20 protein-coding genes are annotated in these 22,013 nt (G+C 42.3%); 17 read left to right on the top strand and 3 right to left on the bottom strand.

The features are described 5' to 3' along the window. The first annotated feature begins 752 nt into the window (after positions 1-752). Together MPH60_RS17950 and MPH60_RS17945 are read left to right on the top strand one after the other, a co-directional pair. The gene (locus MPH60_RS17950; protein WP_241591393.1) at positions 753-947 is read left to right on the top strand and encodes a hypothetical protein; all 195 of its coding nucleotides are present in this window, start codon (positions 753-755) and stop codon (positions 945-947) included. A 514-nt stretch (positions 948-1,461) separates the two neighbouring features. After that, the gene (locus MPH60_RS17945) at positions 1,462-1,911 is read left to right on the top strand and encodes a YfmQ family protein (RefSeq protein ID WP_241591395.1); all 450 of its coding nucleotides are present in this window, start codon (positions 1,462-1,464) and stop codon (positions 1,909-1,911) included. Positions 1,912-2,003: 92 nt separating this feature from the next. Here MPH60_RS17945 and MPH60_RS17940 read toward each other — a convergent pair whose 3' ends face one another. Then, positions 2,004-2,846, bottom strand: coding sequence for a MurR/RpiR family transcriptional regulator (locus tag MPH60_RS17940; RefSeq protein ID WP_241591397.1), 843 nt, complete (start codon positions 2,844-2,846; stop codon positions 2,004-2,006). 298 nt (positions 2,847-3,144) lie between these two features. Between MPH60_RS17940 and MPH60_RS17935 the strand changes: the two genes are divergently transcribed. From MPH60_RS17935 to MPH60_RS17905, 7 genes are all read left to right on the top strand, one after another. Then, entirely contained in the window at positions 3,145-4,734 is a 1,590-nt protein-coding gene (locus MPH60_RS17935) for a PucR family transcriptional regulator (protein ID WP_241591398.1), read from the top strand. Between the two features lie 716 nt (positions 4,735-5,450). Beyond that, positions 5,451-6,092: an aspartate/glutamate racemase family protein gene (locus tag MPH60_RS17930; RefSeq protein WP_241591400.1), complete on the top strand. Its 642-nt coding sequence runs from the start codon at positions 5,451-5,453 to the stop codon at positions 6,090-6,092. A 3-nt stretch (positions 6,093-6,095) separates the two neighbouring features. Next, positions 6,096-7,652 (top strand): OPT/YSL family transporter, encoded by a 1,557-nt coding sequence (locus MPH60_RS17925; RefSeq protein WP_241591402.1) that lies wholly within the window; start codon positions 6,096-6,098, stop codon positions 7,650-7,652. Between the two features lie 11 nt (positions 7,653-7,663). Continuing rightward, on the top strand, positions 7,664-8,716 hold the full coding sequence (locus tag MPH60_RS17920; RefSeq protein ID WP_336275412.1) for a DUF917 domain-containing protein: 1,053 nt from the start codon (positions 7,664-7,666) through the stop codon (positions 8,714-8,716). A gap of 14 nt (positions 8,717-8,730) precedes the next feature. Further along, entirely contained in the window at positions 8,731-9,672 is a 942-nt protein-coding gene (locus MPH60_RS17915) for a DUF1177 domain-containing protein (protein ID WP_241591405.1), read from the top strand. Then, positions 9,669-10,334, top strand: a complete 666-nt coding sequence (locus MPH60_RS17910; RefSeq protein ID WP_241591407.1) for an AroM family protein — start codon at positions 9,669-9,671, stop codon at positions 10,332-10,334. The genes MPH60_RS17915 and MPH60_RS17910 overlap by 4 nt, the downstream gene beginning before the upstream one ends. A gap of 119 nt (positions 10,335-10,453) precedes the next feature. Then, entirely contained in the window at positions 10,454-11,374 is a 921-nt protein-coding gene (locus MPH60_RS17905; protein WP_241591409.1) for an aminopeptidase, read from the top strand. Between the two features lie 83 nt (positions 11,375-11,457). Here the strand turns inward: MPH60_RS17905 and MPH60_RS17900 are convergent, their stop codons facing one another. Then, positions 11,458-12,150, bottom strand: coding sequence for an N-acetylmannosamine-6-phosphate 2-epimerase (locus tag MPH60_RS17900; protein ID WP_241591554.1), 693 nt, complete (start codon positions 12,148-12,150; stop codon positions 11,458-11,460). Between the two features lie 31 nt (positions 12,151-12,181). Further along, positions 12,182-13,717 carry a maltose/glucose-specific PTS transporter subunit IIC gene (locus MPH60_RS17895; RefSeq protein ID WP_241591411.1) on the bottom strand — a complete coding sequence of 512 codons (1,536 nt, stop codon included), beginning with the start codon at positions 13,715-13,717 and terminating at the stop codon, positions 12,182-12,184. A gap of 405 nt (positions 13,718-14,122) precedes the next feature. Between MPH60_RS17895 and MPH60_RS17890 the strand changes: the two genes are divergently transcribed. From MPH60_RS17890 to MPH60_RS17855, 8 genes are all read left to right on the top strand, one after another. Beyond that, positions 14,123-14,428 carry a DUF2294 domain-containing protein gene (locus MPH60_RS17890; RefSeq protein ID WP_081113038.1) on the top strand — a complete coding sequence of 102 codons (306 nt, stop codon included), beginning with the start codon at positions 14,123-14,125 and terminating at the stop codon, positions 14,426-14,428. 192 nt (positions 14,429-14,620) lie between these two features. Then, positions 14,621-15,658: an ABC transporter substrate-binding protein gene (locus MPH60_RS17885; protein ID WP_241591414.1), complete on the top strand. Its 1,038-nt coding sequence runs from the start codon at positions 14,621-14,623 to the stop codon at positions 15,656-15,658. Between the two features lie 21 nt (positions 15,659-15,679). Beyond that, positions 15,680-16,609 (top strand): nucleoside hydrolase, encoded by a 930-nt coding sequence (locus MPH60_RS17880; RefSeq protein ID WP_241591416.1) that lies wholly within the window; start codon positions 15,680-15,682, stop codon positions 16,607-16,609. 24 nt (positions 16,610-16,633) lie between these two features. Next, the gene (locus MPH60_RS17875; RefSeq protein ID WP_241591418.1) at positions 16,634-17,458 is read left to right on the top strand and encodes an ABC transporter permease; all 825 of its coding nucleotides are present in this window, start codon (positions 16,634-16,636) and stop codon (positions 17,456-17,458) included. Between the two features lie 6 nt (positions 17,459-17,464). Further along, on the top strand, positions 17,465-18,253 hold the full coding sequence (locus tag MPH60_RS17870; RefSeq protein WP_241591420.1) for an ABC transporter permease: 789 nt from the start codon (positions 17,465-17,467) through the stop codon (positions 18,251-18,253). A 14-nt stretch (positions 18,254-18,267) separates the two neighbouring features. Beyond that, a complete protein-coding gene (locus MPH60_RS17865; RefSeq protein WP_241591421.1) occupies positions 18,268-19,332 on the top strand; it encodes an ABC transporter ATP-binding protein in 1,065 nt (354 codons plus the stop codon). A 16-nt stretch (positions 19,333-19,348) separates the two neighbouring features. Then, on the top strand, positions 19,349-21,067 hold the full coding sequence (locus MPH60_RS17860; RefSeq protein WP_241591423.1) for an adenine deaminase C-terminal domain-containing protein: 1,719 nt from the start codon (positions 19,349-19,351) through the stop codon (positions 21,065-21,067). Positions 21,068-21,266: 199 nt separating this feature from the next. Further along, positions 21,267-21,419: a hypothetical protein gene (locus MPH60_RS17855; RefSeq protein WP_153246156.1), complete on the top strand. Its 153-nt coding sequence runs from the start codon at positions 21,267-21,269 to the stop codon at positions 21,417-21,419. Positions 21,420-22,013: the final 594 nt, after the last annotated feature.

Genomic DNA, 22,013 nt, shown 5'->3' with positions numbered 1-22,013 from the left:
CCGCTCCCTTTCCGCCAACTGTCTGCCAAGCCTCCTCGGCGTAAGCGCCTGTGGTGTCTCGGCTAGCCAGTAATTCGGCAGGAGTGTCGCAAATTTCTTCAATCCAATAAGTGTTACAGGAAAAAAATGATGTTCCTGAATCAACTGACCCAAAACAACACCTTTAACTCCCGGGTACGGTTATCATTTAGATGTGGATTTCCACTCCAGGCACTCGCTTTCCGCAGGCGGTCCGGGAGCCTCCTCGGCGCTCGCCTGCGGGGTCTCCCTTTGACGCGCTTTCCCCGCAGGAGTCTCGTACCTTTCGTTCCAATCAACTGGAACGTTTTTTAAAAGAACCAACTGCAGGCCGGTCTCATTCTGAACCATGTTTAAGACTAGGTTATTTTTCGTTATTCGACGAACTTTTTTCTTTTTCGAGGAGGCAAGTTAGGTCTGGAGTTACCAAAAGGCGTGGTATCTTAGCCATTCCTTCAGAGGCGCTTTGCCCTTTTCTATGTATATTAACGAGAATTCAGAAAGTGGATGGTGGAAATTTCACTTAATTGGATGGTCCTAAAATTGGTTGTTCTTTTATTATAGAGAAGTAGGGTTTTCTAATATATTTACGATGAGCGATAGACTTGGAAGTTTAATTTTGCCCTGCCAATCAGGAACGATTTTTTGTGTAGTTTCACTGCGATATACGATGAGAATCGGATAATTTGAAATGGCTCAAGGAAATGGATAATGATATGGGGAGGCGTTGAATCATGACGATAAGTATAATAATAGTAGTAGCCATTAGTTTAGTTGCCCTGATTGGCACCCTTTCGTTAGCGGGAAAGAGTGATAGTGATTATTCTGCAGCAACAAGAGGGAATTTGTTGAACCTTAGTTATATTTATATGGGTCTTGCCCTAATATTGACTGTGGGCATCATCTACTTCGTAATAAAATTAACCTAAGATATCACGTGAATGATTGCTATAATAGCATATCAAAGTGCATGGAAATATAGGCTTAATTGTATAAAGCTCATGTTTGTATGAGTGAATGACAAGACATACTCTACTTTGTGGGAAAATGTGAATTTGTTCACAAATGTGACGGAAATGTGAACGGAAAGAGTCTGATTGATACGTGAAAAAAATCGCTTTTGTAAGCAATGAAGCGTTTGACGGTCACTACAAAGAAAAATGGACCGCCTCTTTCATTTAATCATTAGGCTCTTTTCGTAAAGATTGTTGTTTTTAAAACGAAACGATTTAAGGTTGATTGGAGCGCAAGTGCGAGACTCCTGCTGGAGCAGCGGTACAGATGAGACCCCACAGGCGTTTACGCCGAGGAGGCTCACCGACCGCCCCGCGGAAAGCGAGCATCTGGAGGGGAAATCAACCACACCGCTTTACTTGGTAAATAGCAACACAGTATGCGAAAACAGCCAATCATGAAATTATAACGTAGCGGAGATGATGAAATATGACAGTGCCTGTATTGATTTTGACCATTATCTTAAGTTTGCTTAAATTATTAGTTACCTGCCTTCCAACCGATGCAGTGAATTGGATTTTGAGTAAATTTAAAATACATTCGGAAATTAGTGGCGCGCATGCAATCGTAACCTTTGATGGAAAACGTTTGGAAGGGGAAGAAAAAATTCAAGTGATTCATTTTTTTAATGAAGCAAAGTTTTTGAAAAAAAATCATATATTCCCAGGGAACGAGCAATTGTTTTTACATCCAGAGAACAGTGGGATTCCAATAATGATTGATACTAAAAGAGGAAAAAACGATATTCGATTATTTGTGTACATTTACAACGACCGCGTGGATGTAGTCAAACAGCACAAGAATAAAGTAGTTTCGTATAGTCTTCTTTCCGAGAGACTCCAAGAACGTTCCATGCCAGCAATAAGGAATTTGGTTTAAAAGAACATATTAAGTGGACTGCACCCCAATTGTCAGTAACATCCAGCAATTGGAGATGCGGTTTTTTTTATGATTCGTGATGTACGTTTTAGTCAGTCGTTCTCGGTCAATACCTTTAAAGTCTTTTCCCTGATGCTTATCCTGTTTTTATAATCTTTAGCGACCAACTCTGTATATATTAAATCGAAAAGTAATAGCAGCGGAAGCAATGGAGAGATGTTTTGCCCCATATGCATGCTGTTCTTGCTCGTGACCAATAGCGATAGATCGCCAAGCTGTGAGAGCTCGGAATTTTTATCTCCAGTAAAGATCAAGATGCGTGAGCCTTGCTTCTTTGCGATTTTAACTGCAGAAATCACTTCTTTCGTTGTTCCGGAAATGGAAATGCCGATGACAACGCTTTTCTCGTTACTTAAAGCTGCATCCATCATGGACTGGTGGGGGTCTGTAATAGCTTCGACAGTCAAGCCGATACGGAAAAACTTGGACTTGAACTCCTGGGCAGCTATACCTGAACTCCCTATTCCATAAACATGAATCTTATTTGCTTCTGTAAGGTAAGAGACAGCTTTTTGGATATCGTCATATGTGGTTATATGAAAGGTATTATCAATGATACCTAAGTGATCTTGATACAGTTTAGCAAAATAATCCACCTGCTTGATGTTCTTCATATTTTTCGGAGTATTTCGGAGGTCCACGAACCTTTTTAACTCATGCCTGAACTCATTAAACCCAGAAAAGGTTAATTTCTGGCAGAAACGTGTAATGGTTGCAGGTGAAATATGAAGCTTTTTAGCTATTTGACTGATCGTTAACTGACTTACTTCTTCAGGGCGCTGCAGAATATAATTGGCCAAATCTTCCTCTGTTTTGGTGAACTTGTCCATGCTGCACTCTATGCCATATATGAGGTTTTCTGCTAGATATTCCATTTGATCACCCATTTCGGATTTCTTATCTGTATTTATAGTTTAATGTATCCAATAGGTACGTCAATAACCGGTTTGTTTAAAGGGCCTTTGCAACAGTAATAATAGAAAAATAAGCTATCATCCATTTCCTATCACCTGTAAGATTGAGGCAAAGCTTTAATTTTAGAGCCTGCCTTACCCTTGAATCGTCTATACTTAAGAAAAAACCGAAAGGCACTCAATAATGAATAGGGACTTTCTCCTTCTTCTTTAGACCGGCGGTTACAACAATCTAGTTTTATTGAAAGGGGGCAAAACAATGAAGATCTCGGATGCTTTACATATCGGTGAACTCGCAACTGGAACCGTCATTGCTGGCAAAAAGGGAACATCACGCGAAATCCTGTCAATAGAGGTAATGGAAGTACCGGAAGTGGGAAGCTGGGTCACGGAAGGAATCCTGATGATGACGACTTTTTACTCCGTTAAAGATGATTATCAAAAACAATGTGAAATCTTAAAGGCACTAATAGAAAAAAATGCGTCAGGTCTGGTAGTAAAATTAGGCAGGTTCGTTAAGCAGCTTCCAAAAGAAATGATCGAGTTGGCGGATGCTCATTCTTTTCCGATTATATCACTCCCCGTAAATGTATCTTACATTAATGTGTTGACTCCATTATATGAAAAGCTCTATGAAGAAAAGAAGAAGGTGACACAAGAATTATTGAACCCCTTCCATTCTTTTATGGAAGAGGAGTTTGCTGCTGTTTCGGAGGCCATTGAAAGCTTATCGAAAATCTTGGAATCTCAAGTCTATATAGAGAATTGTGAGGGGAGGCTGCTCTACTGCACGGAGAAATTTTCATCAGACGGATGGAGGAAATCCAACCTGTTTTTATCCAAACCTGCACATTCAAGGTATAAAGAGGTAATAGATGAATGGTGTATGGGATTGAAACATGGTTCGCTTAACCGAGTGAAATTTTCAGATCAAAAAAATCGATTGATCGTGCCTCTCATTTCGAAAAATAATGTATTCGCGTTCATTCATCTTCCTTATAAAAACCAGTCCCAATTTAGCGAAATGGAGTCCAGGAATGTGAATGGTTTGATTCGAAAACTTTCAGAAACCGTAATTAGTGAGCAATTGGAATTGCAAAAAGACCGGATAAAGGATAAAGAAACGTTAGAATCTCTCTCTCATTCCGATATAGAGAATGATAATGCGTCTTATACACTGTTGTTTTTAACAAGAAAAGACCTCGAACCGCCATTTTTCCCGCCATCTACATTAATGGATGGTAATGTTTTAATTCGAAAAAAAATAAAGGAGACAGTAGAAAGCCTCCTGTTTGAAAAAAATATTGTATTTGAAAAGAACAGTCATTTTTTTTCACTTGTCCAAAACTCACTCAACAATAATCAAACCGTATTAGCCCGATTAACAGAGGTTTTTCAGACCGCAATGCTAGATTCCTCTATTGAAGATATGCATATTTCCATTAGTGCCCCCTTCCAAGATTTAAAAGATCTTGATGAGAAGATTAAATCTGCAACGAAAATCATGGAAATGGGCCTGAAATTTCGGCCTAACGAAAAGATTTACGCTTATGACAAGCTGGGAATTTACGAAATCCTTATCAATATGAGTACCGATACTTATGCTGTTAAGTATGCAGAAGAGGTCTTGAAGCCGCTCGCAAACAACGATGGGCAGTTATTGGAAACCTTAATCGAATTTTTAGATACGAATGGAAACGTAACACGAACAGCTGAAAAGTTATTTATACACCGAAGAACAATGACCTATCGCCTCCAGAAAATCAAAGAGCTCATCAACATGGAGCTTGATGATCCGGAAAATCTTTTCATTTTACGCTTTTGTTTGAAAATGAAAGAGTTATCATAGCTAAAAAAGGTGGTTTTCACCCGTCCTAAACTGTAGACGAACTCGAAGAAAAGCGAGTTTGCCTGCAGTTTTTTTGTTAAAAGGATCCAGCTGCGAATTCCGTTTCCCTTTCCGCTGACTGTCTGCCAAGCCCCATCGCGAGCCAGACATTCGGCAGGAGTGGCACAAATTTTTTCAATCCTATGAGGGTTCAGTAAACAATAAAAGAACCAATGTGTAACCATTTCTTATCAAGGTTAGGATAAACCAGACTACAGTTTTATCTTTGAAAACAATTCAGTTGATTGGAACGGAAGGTACGAGACTCCTGCGGGAAAAGCGTGTCCAGGGGAGACCCCACAGGCTCAACGCCGAGGAGGCTCCCGGACCGCCCGCGGAAAGCGAGTGCCTGGAGAGGAAATCACGTTCTAACTTATCAGAAATCCGCTCCCTTTCCGCTGACTGTCTGCCAAGCCCCATCGCGAGCCAGACATTTGAAAGAAGTGTCGCAAATTTCTTCAAAGGATAACCAAGTAAATCATGTCAGGGTGATTGGTCACTCTGCATAAGGTCAAGAATGCGCAGGAATAATAGCTAGCATGATGAATCGTACCACAATGAGAATCACTCAAAGTTAATTGTGAGAATAGTGGGAAAAGACTAAATAAAAAGTTTTCTCACTTTATGCATACAGATTAATAGTTTGAATTTTTATAATATAAATAGGGAGGTGTATTATGTTAGGAATTATCAGGGTTTTAACAACTGAAGATGAAAATGTTCTTCTGGAACACGGGAAGAAAATGTATGAATATGCGGGGGTTCAATCAATCACACATTGCATACCGAATCAACCGAACGGAATATATGATGAAAAATCCGAGCAAGAGGCAAACCCGAAAATTATCCAGCTGGCAAGATGGATGGAAGAAAAGTTAAAAGTGGACGCCATTACCATTAGTTGTGCAGCTGACCCGGCAATTGAAGAATGCAGAAGGGCTGTAAACATTCCTGTCTTGGGGGCTGGAACGAGTGGCGCCCACTCTGCTTGTATGGTCGGAAGCAAAGTGGGGGTCATCGGAATTACGGAAGAGCCTCCAGGCCAAATTCTAAAAGAATTAGGTGGACACTATCATTCATATGCTTTTTCAGAAAACTTAAGAAAAACAACAGATTTATTGGAAGATGGTGCAAAAGGAGAATTAATGAATGTTGCGCAAGGCTTGATCGATTCAGGTGCAGACGTGATCTTATTTGCTTGTACAGGCTTTTCCACAATTCGTTTAAAAGATCACTTTCGGCAACATTTGACTGTACCTGTAGTGGACTTAGTGGAGGCACAAGCAATTGCTTATCAATTACTTGGACAAGGAGGGTAACCAATGAATCAAAAAACCTTTGACCTATCGTTTATCATCTTTTCCATTATCATTGCCGTTTTCGGTGCAATCGTAGGTATGCAGCTAATTACAACGCTCGGGATTACGCCCAATACATCCATCATCGGTGCATTAATTGCGATGTTGATTTCACGGATCCCGATGCAAATGTTCTATAAATACAAGTTGCTGGATAACCAGAACTTAGTTCAAACAACGATTTCCGCTGCAACGTTCGGTGCGGCAAACAGTTTATTAATCCCGATTGGGTTACCTTATGTTTTAGGAATGCCTGAACTGATCATCCCGATGTTGATTGGTGCCGGGATTGCATTATTTGTGGATGGTTTCATTCTTTATAAAGTATTTGACTCGAATTTATTTGGTTCGAATGAGGCCTGGCCTCCGGGAATTGCTACAGCTGAAGCCCTTAAAGCAGGGGATGAAGGCGGACAGAAAGGGAAGTACCTTGGATTAGGTATTTTAGGAGGTCTTGTAGGTTCCTATTTTGCTATTCCAATGTCCGCTTTTGGTGTTGCTTTCATAGGGAATATCTGGGCTCTCTCCATGTTTGGGCTCGGGTTGTTATTGACAGGTTACTCCGGTGCATTGTTTGGTGTGGATTTAAATGCGTATTACATCCCACACGGAATGATGATTGGCGGCGGTATTGTGGCATTGTTCCAGTTCATCTATGTTTTTGTTTCTTCCAAGAAGAAAGCGGCGCGGGATACAGAACACGAATATACGCGAACACAAGTGGATGTGAAAAAGGGATTTGGAATTGGCTTCCTACTTTATATTGCGGGGGCGACCCTTCTTGCGATCATGGGCGGGATCATTAGTGAAATGCCTGTTTGGCAGATAGCGTTGTTTGTATTGTACGCTGCAACAGCAGCCTTGATACATGAAATCATTGTCGGGATTGCAGCCATGCATTCAGGATGGTTCCCAGCGTTTGCCGTTACGTTAATCTGTCTTATCATCGGTATGCTGATGGGGTTCCCGCCAGTTGCTTTAGCATTATTGACAGGCTTTACTGCGGCAACGGGACCAGCTTTTGCTGATTTGGGGTATGACTTGAAAACGGGTGTACTGATTCGCAAAAGTGTTACGTCTGCAGAGGAGCTTTTCGGGCGCAGGCAGCAATTTAAAAGTGCAATGATCGGATTTGGAGTGGCGATTGTGATGGTAGTCATTTTTGCCGATTCATTTTTCTCCCAGGACTTGGTTCCTCCAGTTGATCGGGTTTATGCAGCGACCATTGAGAAGGGTGTCACAGGAAACGTCGGTATGCTGTTATTCTTATGGGCCATTCCCGGTGCGATTATCCAGTTAATCGGAGGTCCTAAAAGGCAAATGGGAATCATGCTTGCGACAGGATTGTTGATTATCAATCCGATGGCAGGCTGGGCAGTCATAATCGGTATCTTGATCAGGGTCATTATCTTGAAAGTCCGTGGTCCGGAAGCTGAAAATGCGATGTTCACAACAGCGGCAGGATTTATTGCTGGAGATGCACTGTATAGTTTCTTTACATCTATTTGGAAAGTTCGATGATGAGGTGAAAAATGATGGCAAAAAGAATTTTGACCAAACAAGATGCAATTAAAGCAGTATATGGCGGCTGTATTTTAGGAGGCGGAGGCGGAGGCTGGATTATGGATGGACTTCAAAAAACGGAATCTGCTTTTGAAGTTGGTTCGCCTGCACTTATAACGGTTGATGAACTGCGGGATGAGGATTATGTTGTTTGTGTTTCCTTAGTGGGTGCACCTTCAGCAAAAGAACAATATGTTGATTCACAACAACTTGTGGAAACGGTTCAACGAATGCAAAAGGAATTTCCACAACCGATCAAAGCAATCATGACGAATGAAAATGGGGCATCCACGACTATAAATGGCTGGCTGCAAGCTGCCGGTACCGGTTTGCCGGTTCTTGATGCCCCTTGTAATGGAAGAGCACATCCAACAGGTTCGATGGGTTCATTGAATTTATCGGAAGTCGAGGGATATCAATCCCTGCAATCCTATTCAGGAGGAAAAGCGGATAAGAAAGTGGAGGGATTTGTTTCGGGCGTCTTGGACAAATCATCCAATGCGGTTAGATATATGTCGGTTGAGGCTGGCGGGATGGTTGCAGTTTGCAGAAACCCAGTCACATTGGGCTATGTGAAAAATCATGCTGCGGTTGGCGGCATTACACAAGCGATAGAACTTGGTGAAGCATTTCTTTCAGTACCTGAAGGGCCAGAGAGAATTGAAGCGGTGGCATCGTTTTTAAAAGGCCGGGTCATCCATTCTGGAAAAGTACGTACTTTTGACCTGAATCAAACAGGAGGATTTGATGTCGGGGTCGTGAAGATTGATGATTTGGAGCTGACTTTCTGGAATGAATATATGACGGCTGAAATGAATGGGGAGCGTAAAGGGACATTCCCCGATTTAATCATGACGTTTGATGCAAAAACCGGACTTCCCCTCGTAAGCGCCGAAATTCGAGAGGGGCAGAGCATCGCCGTTCTTTCCGTACCGAAGGAAAGCTTGAAATTAAGTTCCACGATGTTTAATGAAAAGCTATTAAAAGCGGTGGAACCTATCATTCAAAAAAATATCATATAAAGGAGAGATTGATAATGTCTTTGAAATATACGATGGAAGTCATGGAGCTGCTGGATGACCCTAATGCAAACGGGAAGATGGCAGTTGAACTGTTTACGGAATTTTCACATGTTGAAGCATCTTATCAAACAGTAGCAGGTGACAGTGGTTCAACGGATTTCATTAAAATCCTGGTAAAAGGTACAGAAGGAAAATCAGCAGGAGGAAGTTCCCCTTCTCTAGGGATTGTTGGTAGATTGGGAGGGCTCGGGGCCAGACCTTCCCGTATCGGATTCGTATCGGATGGGGACGGCGCAGCCGCAGCCATTACAGCTGCTTTAAAACTTAGCCTAATGGCTGAAAAAGGGGATCGACTGCCAGGGGATGTCTATATCACGACCCATATTTGTCCGGATGCTCCAACCATACCGCACGAACCTGTCGTTTTCATGGGCTCACCTGTTGATATTTTCACGATGAACCAGTATGAAGTGCTGCCGGAGATGGAAGCTGTCCTATCAATTGATACAACAAAAGGGAACAAAGTATTCAATCATCGGGGCATTGCACTTTCACCAACAGTAAAAGAAGGGTATGTATTGAAGTTCAGTGATGATCTAATCCGGATCATGGAAATGACAACAGGAGATTTACCGGTTACATTTGCTGTAACAACTCAAGATATTACCCCATATGGAAACGATGTCTATCATATCAATAGCATTTTACAGCCAGCGGTCACAACGGATGTTCCAGTTGTAGGACTTGCGATAACGGCAAAAACCGCGGTCCCTGGATGCGGAACAGGTGCAAGCCATGAGGTGGATGTGGCGCAAGCCGTACGTTTTAGCATCGAGGTTGCAAAAGAATTTACGCGGGGCGAAATTCAGTTTTATGATCAAGCCGAATTTCAGCATCTTGTAAATTTATACGGATCGATGAAGAAGCTGCAAACATTGGGAAATACAGCAAAATGACTAAGAAATCTGTTGGTGTCCTGACGATTGGCCAGTCACCAAGGGTTGATGTTACACCCTCGATTAAACATATTCTAGGGAACACGGTTGATATCGTAGAAGCTGGGGGGCTCGACCGGATCAGCGATGATGGCCTTTATTCCATCACACCTGATAAAGGTGAAGTTACGTATATTTCCAGGTTAAGAAACGGGGAATCAATCAAAATAGGAAAATCAAAATTAATACCGTTATTACAAGCGGAATTAAACAAATTGGAAGAACAGGTTTCTGCCGTCATCATGCTCTGTACAGGGGATTTTCCAACAATACTAAATAAAAAACCATTAATTTATCCTGATAAAATATTAAGCCATACCGTACAGGCCATCTTGTCGAAAGGGAAACTTGGATTGGTCATTCCGTTAGAAGAACAAAGAAACACGTTAACTCAAAAGTGGAAAAGCACTGGAATAGAGCTTTGCGTGGAAGTTGCCTCACCTTATGAAGACAGTGATAAAAAAAGGGCGGCTCAAAGTCTGAAAAATCAAGGTGCAGAACTCATTGTCCTCGATTGTATGGGATATGACGAAACACATAAAAAAGAAGCCATGGAGGGGAGCGGCATACCTGTTCTTCTTCCCCGGACCTTAATTGCACGCCTTGTTGCAGAATATGTATAGTAAAGGTGATCCGGTTTTCCGGATCTCTTTTTTCTTAAACTTAAGGAGAGGGATTTACTCTTTGAATTGTTGTTTGTGTATATGAATAAAAAATTTAATGAAGTGGGGAGCGAATGAGCATGGGCGAGCTACACGCAATCGTTGCAAATATCATGGCCAATAATTTACATGCCGCTAAATCTGATTCGATTTTAGTATTAACGGATGAAAGTACTTCCTTATTAGCAAAAAAGTTCAGGAATGCTTTATCGGCGAACGGGTGGAGAGCTTCTTACTATGAAATGGAAGATCGAACGAAATCGGGGGAAGAGCCGCCGGAGGAAGCTTCCGCTGAGATGCTGAAACATGATATTGTCTTTTGTTTAACCAAACATTCCTTAACGCATACAGCAGCACGGAAAAATGCGAACCTTCACGGCATAGGCGTGATTACAATGCCGGGAATTACGGAAGATATGTTTGTACATGGCGCAATAAATGCAGATTATAAACGGGTGGAAAAAGAAACATTAGCAATGACGGAAAGATTAGCACAAGCTGAAAAACTAATCATTAAAACTGGAAAAAACCAGTTAGCGATACCGCTGCATGGGAGGGAAGGCGTTCCAAGCACTGGCGTTTTCAAAGGAAAATCCGCTTCTGGCAACTTACCTTCAGGTGAAGCCTATATAGCCCCTGTGGAAGGCGAAGCTGAGGGGCAAATTGAAATCAACGGTTCAATTGCAGGCATTGGGCTTTTGGAGAGGCCGATCGTTTTAACAATCAAAAAAGGCAGACTTGTCGAAGCGACTGGTGAGGATGGGAAGAAATTACTCTCACTGCTTGGGAATGGAGATGGACGATTGCTTTGTGAGCTGGGAATCGGGACAAACCATGCTGCCAGAGTGACAGGAAATATTCTCGAAGATGAAAAAGCCTACAATACGATTCATGTCGCTTTCGGTTCAAACCATACCTTTGGAGGCAGTATCAAAACAAATGTCCATATTGACTGTGTGACAATAAAGCCGGAAATGGCATGGATATTTCCTGGAATTTGAAGTATCGGGGCTTTGACTCCAGAATGAAAAAGACCCAAACTGTTGTTGCCAGTCTGGGCCTTTTCATTACTATGTGCCATTTCCTATTCTTGGATGGCATCGACGAATCTTTTAGTGATTTGCTGAGGCCTGGTAATGGCCCCGCCCACCACTACTGCATGGACATTCATATCCAATACAGAGCGGGCGATTTCTGGTGTTATGACATTTCCTTCTGCGATCACTTTCGCTTTTTTCACTGCTTTCACTATTTCTTTGAGCACAGCATAGTCATCCTGATATATTTTCTCGCCGAACGTTTCGTTCGTATAGCCGTATAAAGTGGGCGCCACAATATCGAATCCTAATTCGTCAGCGTATTTGGCTTCCTCAATGGTGGATACATCCGCCATTAGCAGAACATCTGGATATTTTGCTCGTATTTCCCCATAAAATTGCTTTAACGTTTTACCGTCAGGCCTTACCCGGGATGTAGCATCCGTCGCAATGATTTCCGCCTTGGTTTCCATCAATGCATCAATTTCGGCCATGGTGGGGGTGATATAGACATCGTTTTGTCCATACACCTGTTTAATGATCCCTATGACTGGAAGGTCCACATTTTTCTTGATTTCCATTATGTCAGCTACAGAGTTTGCGCGAATGCACTTCGCCCCGCCCTCTTTGGCAGCAATGGCCATGCGTCCCATAATATATGAGCTGTGCAGCGGCTCATTCTCCAGCGCTTGACATGATACAATTAAGCTCTTGTGAATTTTATCCAGCACCTGTTGCATGTTTAACACGTCCTTATCGTTGTCTATATTCTCAATGATCCAAGTATTCTTCCACTTCATTTTTGATGATCGTCACTTGGGGACCATATACTATTTGAATGCCATTTCCTTTTTTTACGACGCCTTTTGAACCGGTTGTTTTAATGACGTCCTCTTTCACCAATGATTCATCCTTTACCGTGACACGCAGACGGGTTGCACAGCAATCGACTACATCGATATTTTCCTGTCCGCCTAAACCATTGACGATGGTCTGAGTTCTTTCTGATGCGGTTACTTGTGTAACGGCGGCCTGTTCATCATCTTCACGGCCGACCACTTTCAAATTCTTCTTCCTGATCAAGAATTTAAAGGTGAAGTAGTATAGGAAGAACCAAGGAATGCCGACGAGCAGTACATAAATCCAGTTTGTTTTACTGATTCCCTGGAGTATCCCGAATAAAGTAAAATCAATAAATCCTCCAGAAAAGGTTTGACCGATCGTTATATTGAATATATCTGCCATCATGAAGGCAAGTCCGTCAAACAAAGCATGAATAACATAAAGGATCGGGGCGACGAATAAGAAACTGAATTCAAGCGGCTCGGTGATGCCTGTTAAGAAAGAGGTCAAGGCAGCTGAAAGAAGCAAGCCGGCCACGACTTTCTTATTTTTAGGTTTAGCGCAGTGATAAATGGCCAGCGCCGCGCCGGGTAAACCAAACATCATCGTGATGAACCGTCCGGACATGAACCGGGAAACACCCTCATAGTACTTGACGGTGGTTGGATCGGCCAATTGCGCAAAGAAGATATTCTGGGTCCCGCTGACAAGCTGCCCTTTAATCTCCATCGTTCCGCCTAAAGCTGTTTGCCAGAAGGGAAGGTAGAAAATATGGTGCAACCCTAACGGCCCGAGCATCCGCAATATGAATCCGTAAAAGAAAGTCCCGATCGTGCCTGTGCTCGTTACCAGCGCACCTAATTGATTTATGAAAAGCTGGAAATAAGGCCATACGATAAAAAGTACGGCTCCAACCAAGATGGACGCGAAGGAAACGATGATCGGAATGAAACGGGAACCACCGAAAAACCCTAACACTTGCGGAAGCTGAATTTTATTATATTTATTGTGCAAAAGTGCGGCAACGATACCTACTACGATACCGCCAAACACACCGGTCTCCAGTGTTTGGATCCCGACCGCCATTCCTTGTCCGGCACCTGCCAAATTCTCTTTGGCAAGTTCCCCGTTTATTTGAAGCAGTGCATTTATTGAACTGTTCATGACGAAATAGCCGATCATGGCTGCCAGTGCAGCGGTCCCTTTATCCGACCGTGCCAATCCTACTGCAACACCTACGGCAAAAATGACCGGCAAGTTGCCGAATACGATGCTTCCTGCAGAACTCATGATCGTGAAAATGGCCTGCAGCCAAGCAAAGTCTAAAAAAGGATAGGCTTCAACTGTATTTGGATTGGAAAGAGCACCGCCAATTCCCAGCAATAAACCGGCCGCTGGCAAAACGGCAATCGGGAGCATAAAAGATTTACCGAACTGCTGCGCTTTCTCAAAAGCTTTCTTCATAATGATTCCTCCCTCATTTAACGAACCTTTGATACTCTTTATTTTTTATCGCTCTATACTAGCTATATTAAATCCCCATGAGAGCGTTTTCAATGCGATGCAAGGTTATATCAACTGTTTTCAATCTAGTGCTTATTTCTCTGAAAAAGTTTTCATTAATAGAAGGTGCTGAATTGGATAAAAAGTTATATGAATATATTGATATCTTTATTGCTTATTTTTATAATTCGTGTATTGGTGAGTAAATGTACAATTTAATAATAAAAAACATTTTTTTTGTGCGAAATCCGAATATTAGCTTGTGCAATGAAGAGAAAGTATATATAATTACCTCAAACGATAGTTTGGCAGGTGATAGTCATCTTAGCGATAAACTCTAACGAAACGAAGAAATTGCTTTCTCATATGTATAATGAGGTATCGAAGGAATTGTTCGGCTTTGGTACGACGCTGCTGAAGGTTACTGTTGAGCAGAATGTGATTACTTTTCAGGCCAAACATCGACGTGCCCCGCGCTCTGAAGCTTTGGAAGGGGAAGTTCCCAGCCTGAAGCAGGAAGTTGACTTCCATATGTCCCTGCTTTATAAAAAGAAGCTGAAACAAAAGCTGGAAACGCAAACGAATTGGGATATTGAAGCTGTCCTGAGGGATTATGACTCAGCGACTCAGCTGGCATTCACCAATATCGTATTGAAGGAAAAAATTATATAATCATATAAATGGATTTCCCTTCGGATTTATCTGAAGGGAACGCCACTAGAGAACCAAATGATAAGTTTTATCTTTGTTTACAAAGAAAAGACAATCTTGGGTAGAATTTCAATTCTATTTAAGATTGTCTTTTTTTACATTTATATCAGTAAAAAGGAAATTTTAAACAATATAAACTTGGAGGTTTGAATGATGAAAAAAATATTGATGATGTTATCGCTTTTCACATTAGTGTTAGCTGCATGCTCTTCAAAAGAGGATGGAAAGGGAAAACCAGCCAAATTAGTCGTTTCCACTTGGGGATTCGCCGATGATTTCTTCCGTCCGGAAGTATATGAGCCATTTGAAAAAGAGCACAATGTCGAGATTGTCGTTGATTCCGGAAATAATGCAGATCGATTGAACAAAGTACGCCAAGCGAATAGCGATGTGGATGTTATCTATTTATCGGACTACTATGCACAGCAGGGCATCGATGAAGGCTTATTTGAGAAAGTGGACCATAGCAAAATTCCGAATATTGATCATATATACGACAAAGCAAAAGCGCCGAATGGTGAGGAGTTTGGACCAGCCTATACCATTGCACAATTTGGCATTGCCTATAATCCCGATGAATTGAGTAAACCGATCACCTCTTGGAAAGATCTTTGGAGCAAGGATTTGGCAGGGAAGATCACGATCCCATCGATCACTTCGACAACTGGACCGATGTTTTTGGATGCCGCTTCAAAAGTTAGCGGAAGTGAAGAGTTCAATGAAGATAAAGCCTTCGATCAAATGAAAAAGATCATGCCGAATGCGGTTAAGGAATATGGACAAACATCAGAGTTCGTCAACATGTTCTCGCAAGGGGAAATCGCTGCAGGCCCGATCATGGAAATGTATTTTGGCGATTTACAGGAAGCCGTTCCTAATGCTAAGTTCATTTCCCCTGAAGAAGGCGGCTACGCCGTGATGAATACGGTGAATATTGTTAAAGCCAGCGATCAAAAAGAATTGGCCGGCGAGTTCATGAATTACATCTTAAGCAAGGAAGTTCAGGGAAAATCAGCGAAAGCGAAAGTGGATTCTCCTGTCAATACGGAAGTCAAGCTCTCTGAAAAGGAAGCGAAAGGCTTAACCTATGGAGATGAAGTCATTAACAGCCTGCGTGTATTGGACATGAAGTTTGTAAATGAAGACTCTAAACAATGGATCGATCGTTGGAACCGTGAGCTTACACACTAAGAAAGAAACGAGGTGTGCTTGATGAAGAGAAAAATGATTCTTGATGTGGATACTGGAATAGATGATGCGATCGGGATCATTCTTGCTGTTAAAAGCCGTCAATTCGATATCTTGGCGGTAACGACGGTGAACGGGAATGTATCGCTTGATACGGCCACATTGAATACATGCAAAATATTGGATTTATTGGGTGAACAGGACATTTCAGTCATAAAGGGGGCGGATCGCCCAATTATCAGGAGCCCCTTTTTTGAACACCGAATCCATGGCGAAGACGGGATTGGCGGGGCCTTGAGGGATGTGCCAGTCAAAAAGCGGCCTGATGATGGATTTGCTTCTGATTTCATCATCAATTCCATTTTGAATTTCCCTGGTGAAGTGACGCTTGTCATGACGGGACCTCTTACGAATTTGGCATTGGCGGTGAAAAAGTGCCCGCAAATCACCAAGCTCGTTAAAGAAGTCATTTTCATGGGCGGAGTTATCAAAGGGGTTGGCAATGTCACGCCAACCTCTGAATATAACACGTATGTCGATCCTGAAGCAGCCAAAATCGTATTACAGGCGGGATTCGCATCCATCACGCAAGTTGGTCTTGATGTCACGAGAAAGGTTCTATTGGGTGAAGAGCATATCGAATTGATTCAAAACGATGAACTTGCTGACTATATAAGGCAAAGTACATCAGATTATCGGAAAAGGTATTTTGAACGTAACGGTATATGGGCATGTGCGATGCATGATCCATTAGCTGTAGCCATTGCTTTGCAAGAAGATCTTGTCACCAGAGAAGAATATTATGTGGATGTTGAAACAAAAAGCGAGCTTTGTGACGGACAGATGGTTTGCGACTTTCAAAATAGGCTGATGAAGCAGTCAAATGCGCATGTTTGTCTGGACGTCGATGCGGAAGCGTTTTTCGACCTGTTCATTCGCATAATCAATTCATAAATAATACGAACAGGGGGTTCCGAGGTGAAGAAACGCTATCTATACCTGCTGCTGTTACCAGGCGTTCTATTTTTAACGATTTTCATGATCATTCCGATCCTAATGACGATTGGCACGACCTTTTTTAATGAAAGCGGCGGCTTATCCATACAAGGATATTTCGATTTTTTCCAAGATCGATACTTTATTGAAATTCTGCTGACGACACTTAGGGTGAGTTTATTCACGACGATCATTTGCATTCTTTTAGGATTTCCAGCAGCTTATTATATTTCAAAACTTAAACAACGAAAAAAAGCCATCATGCTTTTGCTGACAATCTTCCCGCTATTAACTAGCCCTGTGGTCCGTTCATTCAGCTGGATGGTGATCATCGGTAAAAACGGTGTGGTGAATAAATTGCTTATGGGCATGGGCTTGATCGAAAAGCCGCTTGATATATTGTATACGCCTACGGCCATTATCATCGGATTGGTCCATTTATTCCTGCCATTGATCATCGTGACGCTGGTGGGTGTGATGGAGAACATCGAGACGGACTTATTAAAAGCGGCGGAGAGCCTTGGTGCATCAAGATTGGCCGTATTCTCAAAAGTGGTCATTCCGCTTTCGGTTCCTGGTTTGGTCATTGGCAGCATCCTTGTTTTTGTAGGGAGCTTCACGGCCTATACAACGCCTGCATTATTAGGCGGGAAACAGCGGGTCATTTCAACATTTCTTTATCAAAACGCGATTACATTGAACGAATGGCAAGTGGCATCGATTGTCGCCACCATCATGATAGCGGTGACCGTCCTTATCATATCGATCATGAATGGTTTGGCAAAAAAATTAAATCCAAAGGGGTAGAGGTGTATGCAGGAAAAAAATCGAGGATTGGCCCTGTTTACTCTCCTGGTGTTCCTTTTTTTACTAGGGCCTTTGCTTATCATATCCGTAACGTCATTCGAAGGCGGAAATATTTTGAAGTTCCCGCCAGAAGAGTTTTCTTTAAGATGGTATGAAAATATTTTTAATGTGGAAATGTTTTTGGTCGCTTTTAAGACGTCCATTCTTGTTTCACTGGCAGGCAATCTTCTCGCACTGTTATTGGGAGTGCCGGCTGCCTATGCATTAAGCCGGTTTGATTTCAAAGGGAAAAGCGTGATTAATGCCTTTTTCGTTTCCCCCATATTAATACCGGGAATTGTGCTGGGCTTTGCGTTTTTACGTTATATTGTGGGGGCTTATCAGCTTCCGATTTATGCGGCACTGTTTGTGGGACATACTGTTATCATGCTGCCGTTCATCATCCGCGTGATTTCTTCAAGCTTATCAAACTTTGACTTTTCCATTGAAGAAGCGGCGGAGAGCCTTGGCGCCAGTAAATTGGGGACGTTCTTTACAGTCGTCCTTCCGAATATAAAATCAGGAATTCTTGCGGCTATCATGATCGCCTTCTTGGAATCCTTCAATAATGTAGACATTTCAGTTTATATGACAGGCCCTGGGGTAAGTACATTTCCGATTCAGATGCTGACGTATGTAGAGAACTACTTTGACCCTACCATTTCGGCCATTTCCGTATTACTCATGTTCATAACGGCTTTCTTCATGTTTATAGTAGAACGGCTCATGGGATTGTCTTATTTCACAAAACGATAAGGAGGTAATGATGGATGGCTTTATTCACTTTACAAGATGTATCTGTAGCATATAACAAACAGAATATATTAAAAGATTTCAACCTTGAGATTGAAAAAGGGAAACTGGTATCCCTTCTTGGCCCGAGTGGCTGTGGGAAAACGACGACCCTAAGGTTAATTGCCGGGTTTTTACAGGCGAACGAAGGGAAGTTTTTATTCAAGGAAAAGGACTATACGAAAGTGCCCGTCAACAAGCGGAATTTTGGCTTTGTGTTCCAAAACTATGCATTATTTCCGCATTTGTCGATATTCGATAATATTGCATTCGGTCTCCGTCTGAGAAAGAATTCCAAAAGTGAAATCGAAAGAAAAGTAATGAATGTACTCGAGATCGTTAATTTAAAAGGTTTTGAAAAACGATATCCCCAAGAGCTTTCCGGAGGCCAAAAGCAGCGGGTCGCGATTGCCAGGGCGCTGGTGATTGAACCGGACATCCTCTTATTTGACGAGCCATTGAGTAATCTTGACGCCAACTTAAGGGTGAATATGAGGGTCGAGATTCGCCGTATCCAACAAGAGTTGGGGATTACAACGGTATACGTTTCCCATGACCAGGAAGAATGCTTTTCGATATCCGACCAGGTGGCGATCATGAATAAAGGGATCATCGAGCAGCTTAGTGATCCCGCGACCATTTACAAATATCCTGAAACCAAATTTGTCGCGGACTTCATCGGCTTCAAGAACTTCATTGACTTCGATAAGCGGACAGATCATGACGGTAAAATCGAACTGAGCAAATCCGGATACTCATTTGTGCTGCAAAAGGATGCACAGATGACCAATACAACGGGAAAAGTAGGCGCCATCAGGCCGGACGATCTATTGATCAGGGAAAAAGATAACACGGGAGCTGTTCAGGAAAATAGCTTATCTGGCCGGGTCAAGGTAAGTACGTATCTTGGAAGAAGCTATCAATATGTCGTTGAAACTCCAATAGGGGATTTCACTGTGAACAAAGAGATGGCGGAATCTTATCGGACGGGTCAGGAAATCATCCTTGAAATTCCGAGAAACCAGATGGTGCTTGTTGACTAGCTTAGGAGGGTAAGTTATGCGAATGGATATGCTTGTAAGAGATATCAACGTGTTTAACAGCTATTTTAAAAGATTTATTAAAGGGAATGCAGCCATCAAGGATGGAAAGTTCTATTATATTGGAGAACGTGAATTGGATGCCTTCGAGCCTGATACAATCGTCGATGGACATGGGAAGTATATGGTTCCAGGCTTGATCGATATCCATCTCCACATTGAAAGTACGATGGTGACGCCTGCTACTTTTTCCTACGGATTAATCAAAAATGGCGTGACGACGATCGTGCCGGAACCACATGAAATGGCCAATGTTTTCGGCATTTCCGGAGTGAAGGAAATGATCAAAGCAAGTCAAGATTGCGTAGCGGATATGTTTTATGCCATCCCGAGTTCCGTTCCTGCCACGTCGATGGAAACAACAGGCGGTGCTATCGAAATAAATGATATTGACGAATTGATGCAAACGGAGGACATTATATGCCTCGGCGAGATCATGAATTACTATGAGGTCATAACCGACCCGGATTGCAAAACGAATAAGATCTTGTCCCATATCCGTTCCCGTTATCCAGATCTGATCATAGAGGGGCACGTTCCAAAGCTGCTTGACTTGGACTTGCAGAAGATTATTAATGCCGGAGTGAACTCAGATCATACACACCAGACCGTTGAAGGGATGGAGGCGAGGATCGCTGCCGGGATGTTCATTGAGATCCAAGAGAAATCAATGACTGAAGAAGTGATAGATTACTTGAAGGAAAATCAGGTGGATGAGCATTTCTGCTTTGTCACCGATGATGTCATGACCGACTCTTTCCAAAACAGAGGACATCTGAACGTCCTTTTAAAGAAGGCCGTTCAAATGGGGATGACTCCGGAAAAAGCCATTTATGCATGCACCTATACACCTGCACAGCGGATGAGGATGTATGACCGCGGCGCCATTGCACCTGGAAAAACGGCAGATTTCCTGCTGCTATCGGATTTGGAAGCATTTGAAATTGAACAAGTATATAAAAAAGGTGAACTGGTTTATGAATCTTCACAGCCATATGTCCAAGAAGTGAAGGAAGAACAGTTTCCTGAGCATTTCTATCAAAGTGTGAAGCTTGCGGAACTTACCGAAAACGATTTTACCATCACGATCCCGGATGAGCTTGAAAGCAGCATGTGCCGGATCATAAACGTGCAGAATGGTTCCACTTTCACATCTGAAACCCATGATCGTTTAGATGGGAAGAATGGTCGATTATGCTGGGAAGAAAGCCCTTATGGCTTAATCGCCACATTCGAAAGATATGGGAAAAACGGTAATCGCGCGCATGGGCTGATCACCGGCGATGTTTTGAAGAGTGGAGCGGTCGCCACAACCTATTCGCATGATAACCACAATCTTTTGGTGATTGGCCATAATAAGCAGGATATGATGATGGCCGCTAACGAAGTCATAAGGAAGCAAGGGGGAGTCTGCTGCGTTGAAGACGGCAAGGTCCTATCCATGATTCCTCTTCCGGTAGGGGGGATCCTTTCCGAAGAGCCGATGGACATCGTATCAACGCAGGTTCAGCACCTGACAGATGCACTTAAATCATTAGGCTACGAACATTATAATGTCATCATGTCATTAAGCACCTTATCGCTTCCTGTCAGCCCGGCTCTGAAAATAACCGACCATGGATTGATCAACGTGAACGAAGGGAAAACAGTCCCTCTCATGATGAGTGAGGAAGCTTAAACCGCAAAGGGGATTATCCACTGGATAATCCCCTTTTGTTAATGACTTACCTGGCGTCAAATGTTAGTTGGACTTGGTTTATTTTCATATAATTACCATTAAGGTAAAAATATGATAAAATAGAGGGACAACTGAGGATAGAGTGGTAGGTCACGCTTTGCTTTTCCATCTAATGATAGATTGGAAAGGAGGTGACCGCTTGATTCATTTCTTATTGAACTTGATAACAGATATGGGTAAAGAGATATTTGTTGCTGTAGCAACCAGTCTTATCCTATCTATGTTCGCCAAGAAACGGAAAAAGAACCACTCATCCTCCCAAGATGGCAATGGTTCTTCTTCTGACGATTAATTAAGTTAGTTGTGACCAACCACTCTTGCTAGTTGTCAGCCTCATGTTAGCGCATGGGGCTGTTTTCAGTTTATGTCAATATAAGGATAACATACCCCCATTTTAAAGTAAATATTCAGACACTGAAAAGGGGAGGTACTGAAGAGTAAAATCAGGGGCTTGGCTGCCTTTTTTTCTTGAATAGGATGATCCATTGCATCACCTTTTTAATAAAACATTGGAAAATGGAAAAAAGAATTGACTCTTTCTTACTGATATGGTATGTTAATTCCAATCTAAGAAAAGGTGTGGTGTTTTATGTCGGGAGTAGGTATCAACTAATTTAGTTGAATAAGGTATTTAATCACTGATATGTCATTGGATTAAATATGCCTTTTTTCACAGTGCAATTCTGCATTGTGAATACCTACCTTAAGACTGCTTCCTTTTCCATAAATCGTGTAACATGCAGGTGTTACGGCGAAAAGCATGGTGGGATTTGTCCTATCATGCTTTTTTGTGTACGCAGGTCTATTCGAGCTGCCCAATTTGTTATCGATTTTAGGTACTTATCTATAGATAAGGCCGTGCCCGCAGGAGCTTTCTACTCAAATG

The organism is Peribacillus sp. Aquil_B1 (assembly GCF_022603275.1).
Classification (GTDB): Bacteria; Bacillota; Bacilli; order Bacillales; family DSM-1321; genus Peribacillus.
This window is presented reverse-complemented; position numbering and strand designations above follow the sequence as displayed.

What these genes read in the sequence shown, in the direction of transcription:
- MPH60_RS17945 (WP_241591395.1), top strand. Translation starts at nt 1,462, where the DNA reads ATGACAGTGCCTGTATTGATTTTGACCATTATCTTAAGTTTGCTTAAA.
- MPH60_RS17895 (WP_241591411.1), bottom strand. Translation starts at nt 13,717, where the DNA reads ATGAAGAAAGCTTTTGAGAAAGCGCAGCAGTTCGGTAAATCTTTTATG.
- MPH60_RS17905 (WP_241591409.1), top strand. Translation starts at nt 10,454, where the DNA reads ATGGGCGAGCTACACGCAATCGTTGCAAATATCATGGCCAATAATTTA.
- MPH60_RS17865 (WP_241591421.1), top strand. Translation starts at nt 18,268, where the DNA reads ATGGCTTTATTCACTTTACAAGATGTATCTGTAGCATATAACAAACAG.
- MPH60_RS17860 (WP_241591423.1), top strand. Translation starts at nt 19,349, where the DNA reads ATGCGAATGGATATGCTTGTAAGAGATATCAACGTGTTTAACAGCTAT.
- MPH60_RS17915 (WP_241591405.1), top strand. Translation starts at nt 8,731, where the DNA reads ATGTCTTTGAAATATACGATGGAAGTCATGGAGCTGCTGGATGACCCT.
- MPH60_RS17900 (WP_241591554.1), bottom strand. Translation starts at nt 12,150, where the DNA reads ATGCAACAGGTGCTGGATAAAATTCACAAGAGCTTAATTGTATCATGT.
- MPH60_RS17910 (WP_241591407.1), top strand. Translation starts at nt 9,669, where the DNA reads ATGACTAAGAAATCTGTTGGTGTCCTGACGATTGGCCAGTCACCAAGG.
- MPH60_RS17950 (WP_241591393.1), top strand. Translation starts at nt 753, where the DNA reads ATGACGATAAGTATAATAATAGTAGTAGCCATTAGTTTAGTTGCCCTG.
- MPH60_RS17890 (WP_081113038.1), top strand. Translation starts at nt 14,123, where the DNA reads ATGTATAATGAGGTATCGAAGGAATTGTTCGGCTTTGGTACGACGCTG.
- MPH60_RS17870 (WP_241591420.1), top strand. Translation starts at nt 17,465, where the DNA reads ATGCAGGAAAAAAATCGAGGATTGGCCCTGTTTACTCTCCTGGTGTTC.
- MPH60_RS17880 (WP_241591416.1), top strand. Translation starts at nt 15,680, where the DNA reads ATGAAGAGAAAAATGATTCTTGATGTGGATACTGGAATAGATGATGCG.
- MPH60_RS17885 (WP_241591414.1), top strand. Translation starts at nt 14,621, where the DNA reads ATGAAAAAAATATTGATGATGTTATCGCTTTTCACATTAGTGTTAGCT.
- MPH60_RS17920 (WP_336275412.1), top strand. Translation starts at nt 7,664, where the DNA reads ATGATGGCAAAAAGAATTTTGACCAAACAAGATGCAATTAAAGCAGTA.
- MPH60_RS17935 (WP_241591398.1), top strand. Translation starts at nt 3,145, where the DNA reads ATGAAGATCTCGGATGCTTTACATATCGGTGAACTCGCAACTGGAACC.
- MPH60_RS17940 (WP_241591397.1), bottom strand. Translation starts at nt 2,846, where the DNA reads ATGGAATATCTAGCAGAAAACCTCATATATGGCATAGAGTGCAGCATG.
- MPH60_RS17930 (WP_241591400.1), top strand. Translation starts at nt 5,451, where the DNA reads ATGTTAGGAATTATCAGGGTTTTAACAACTGAAGATGAAAATGTTCTT.
- MPH60_RS17925 (WP_241591402.1), top strand. Translation starts at nt 6,096, where the DNA reads ATGAATCAAAAAACCTTTGACCTATCGTTTATCATCTTTTCCATTATC.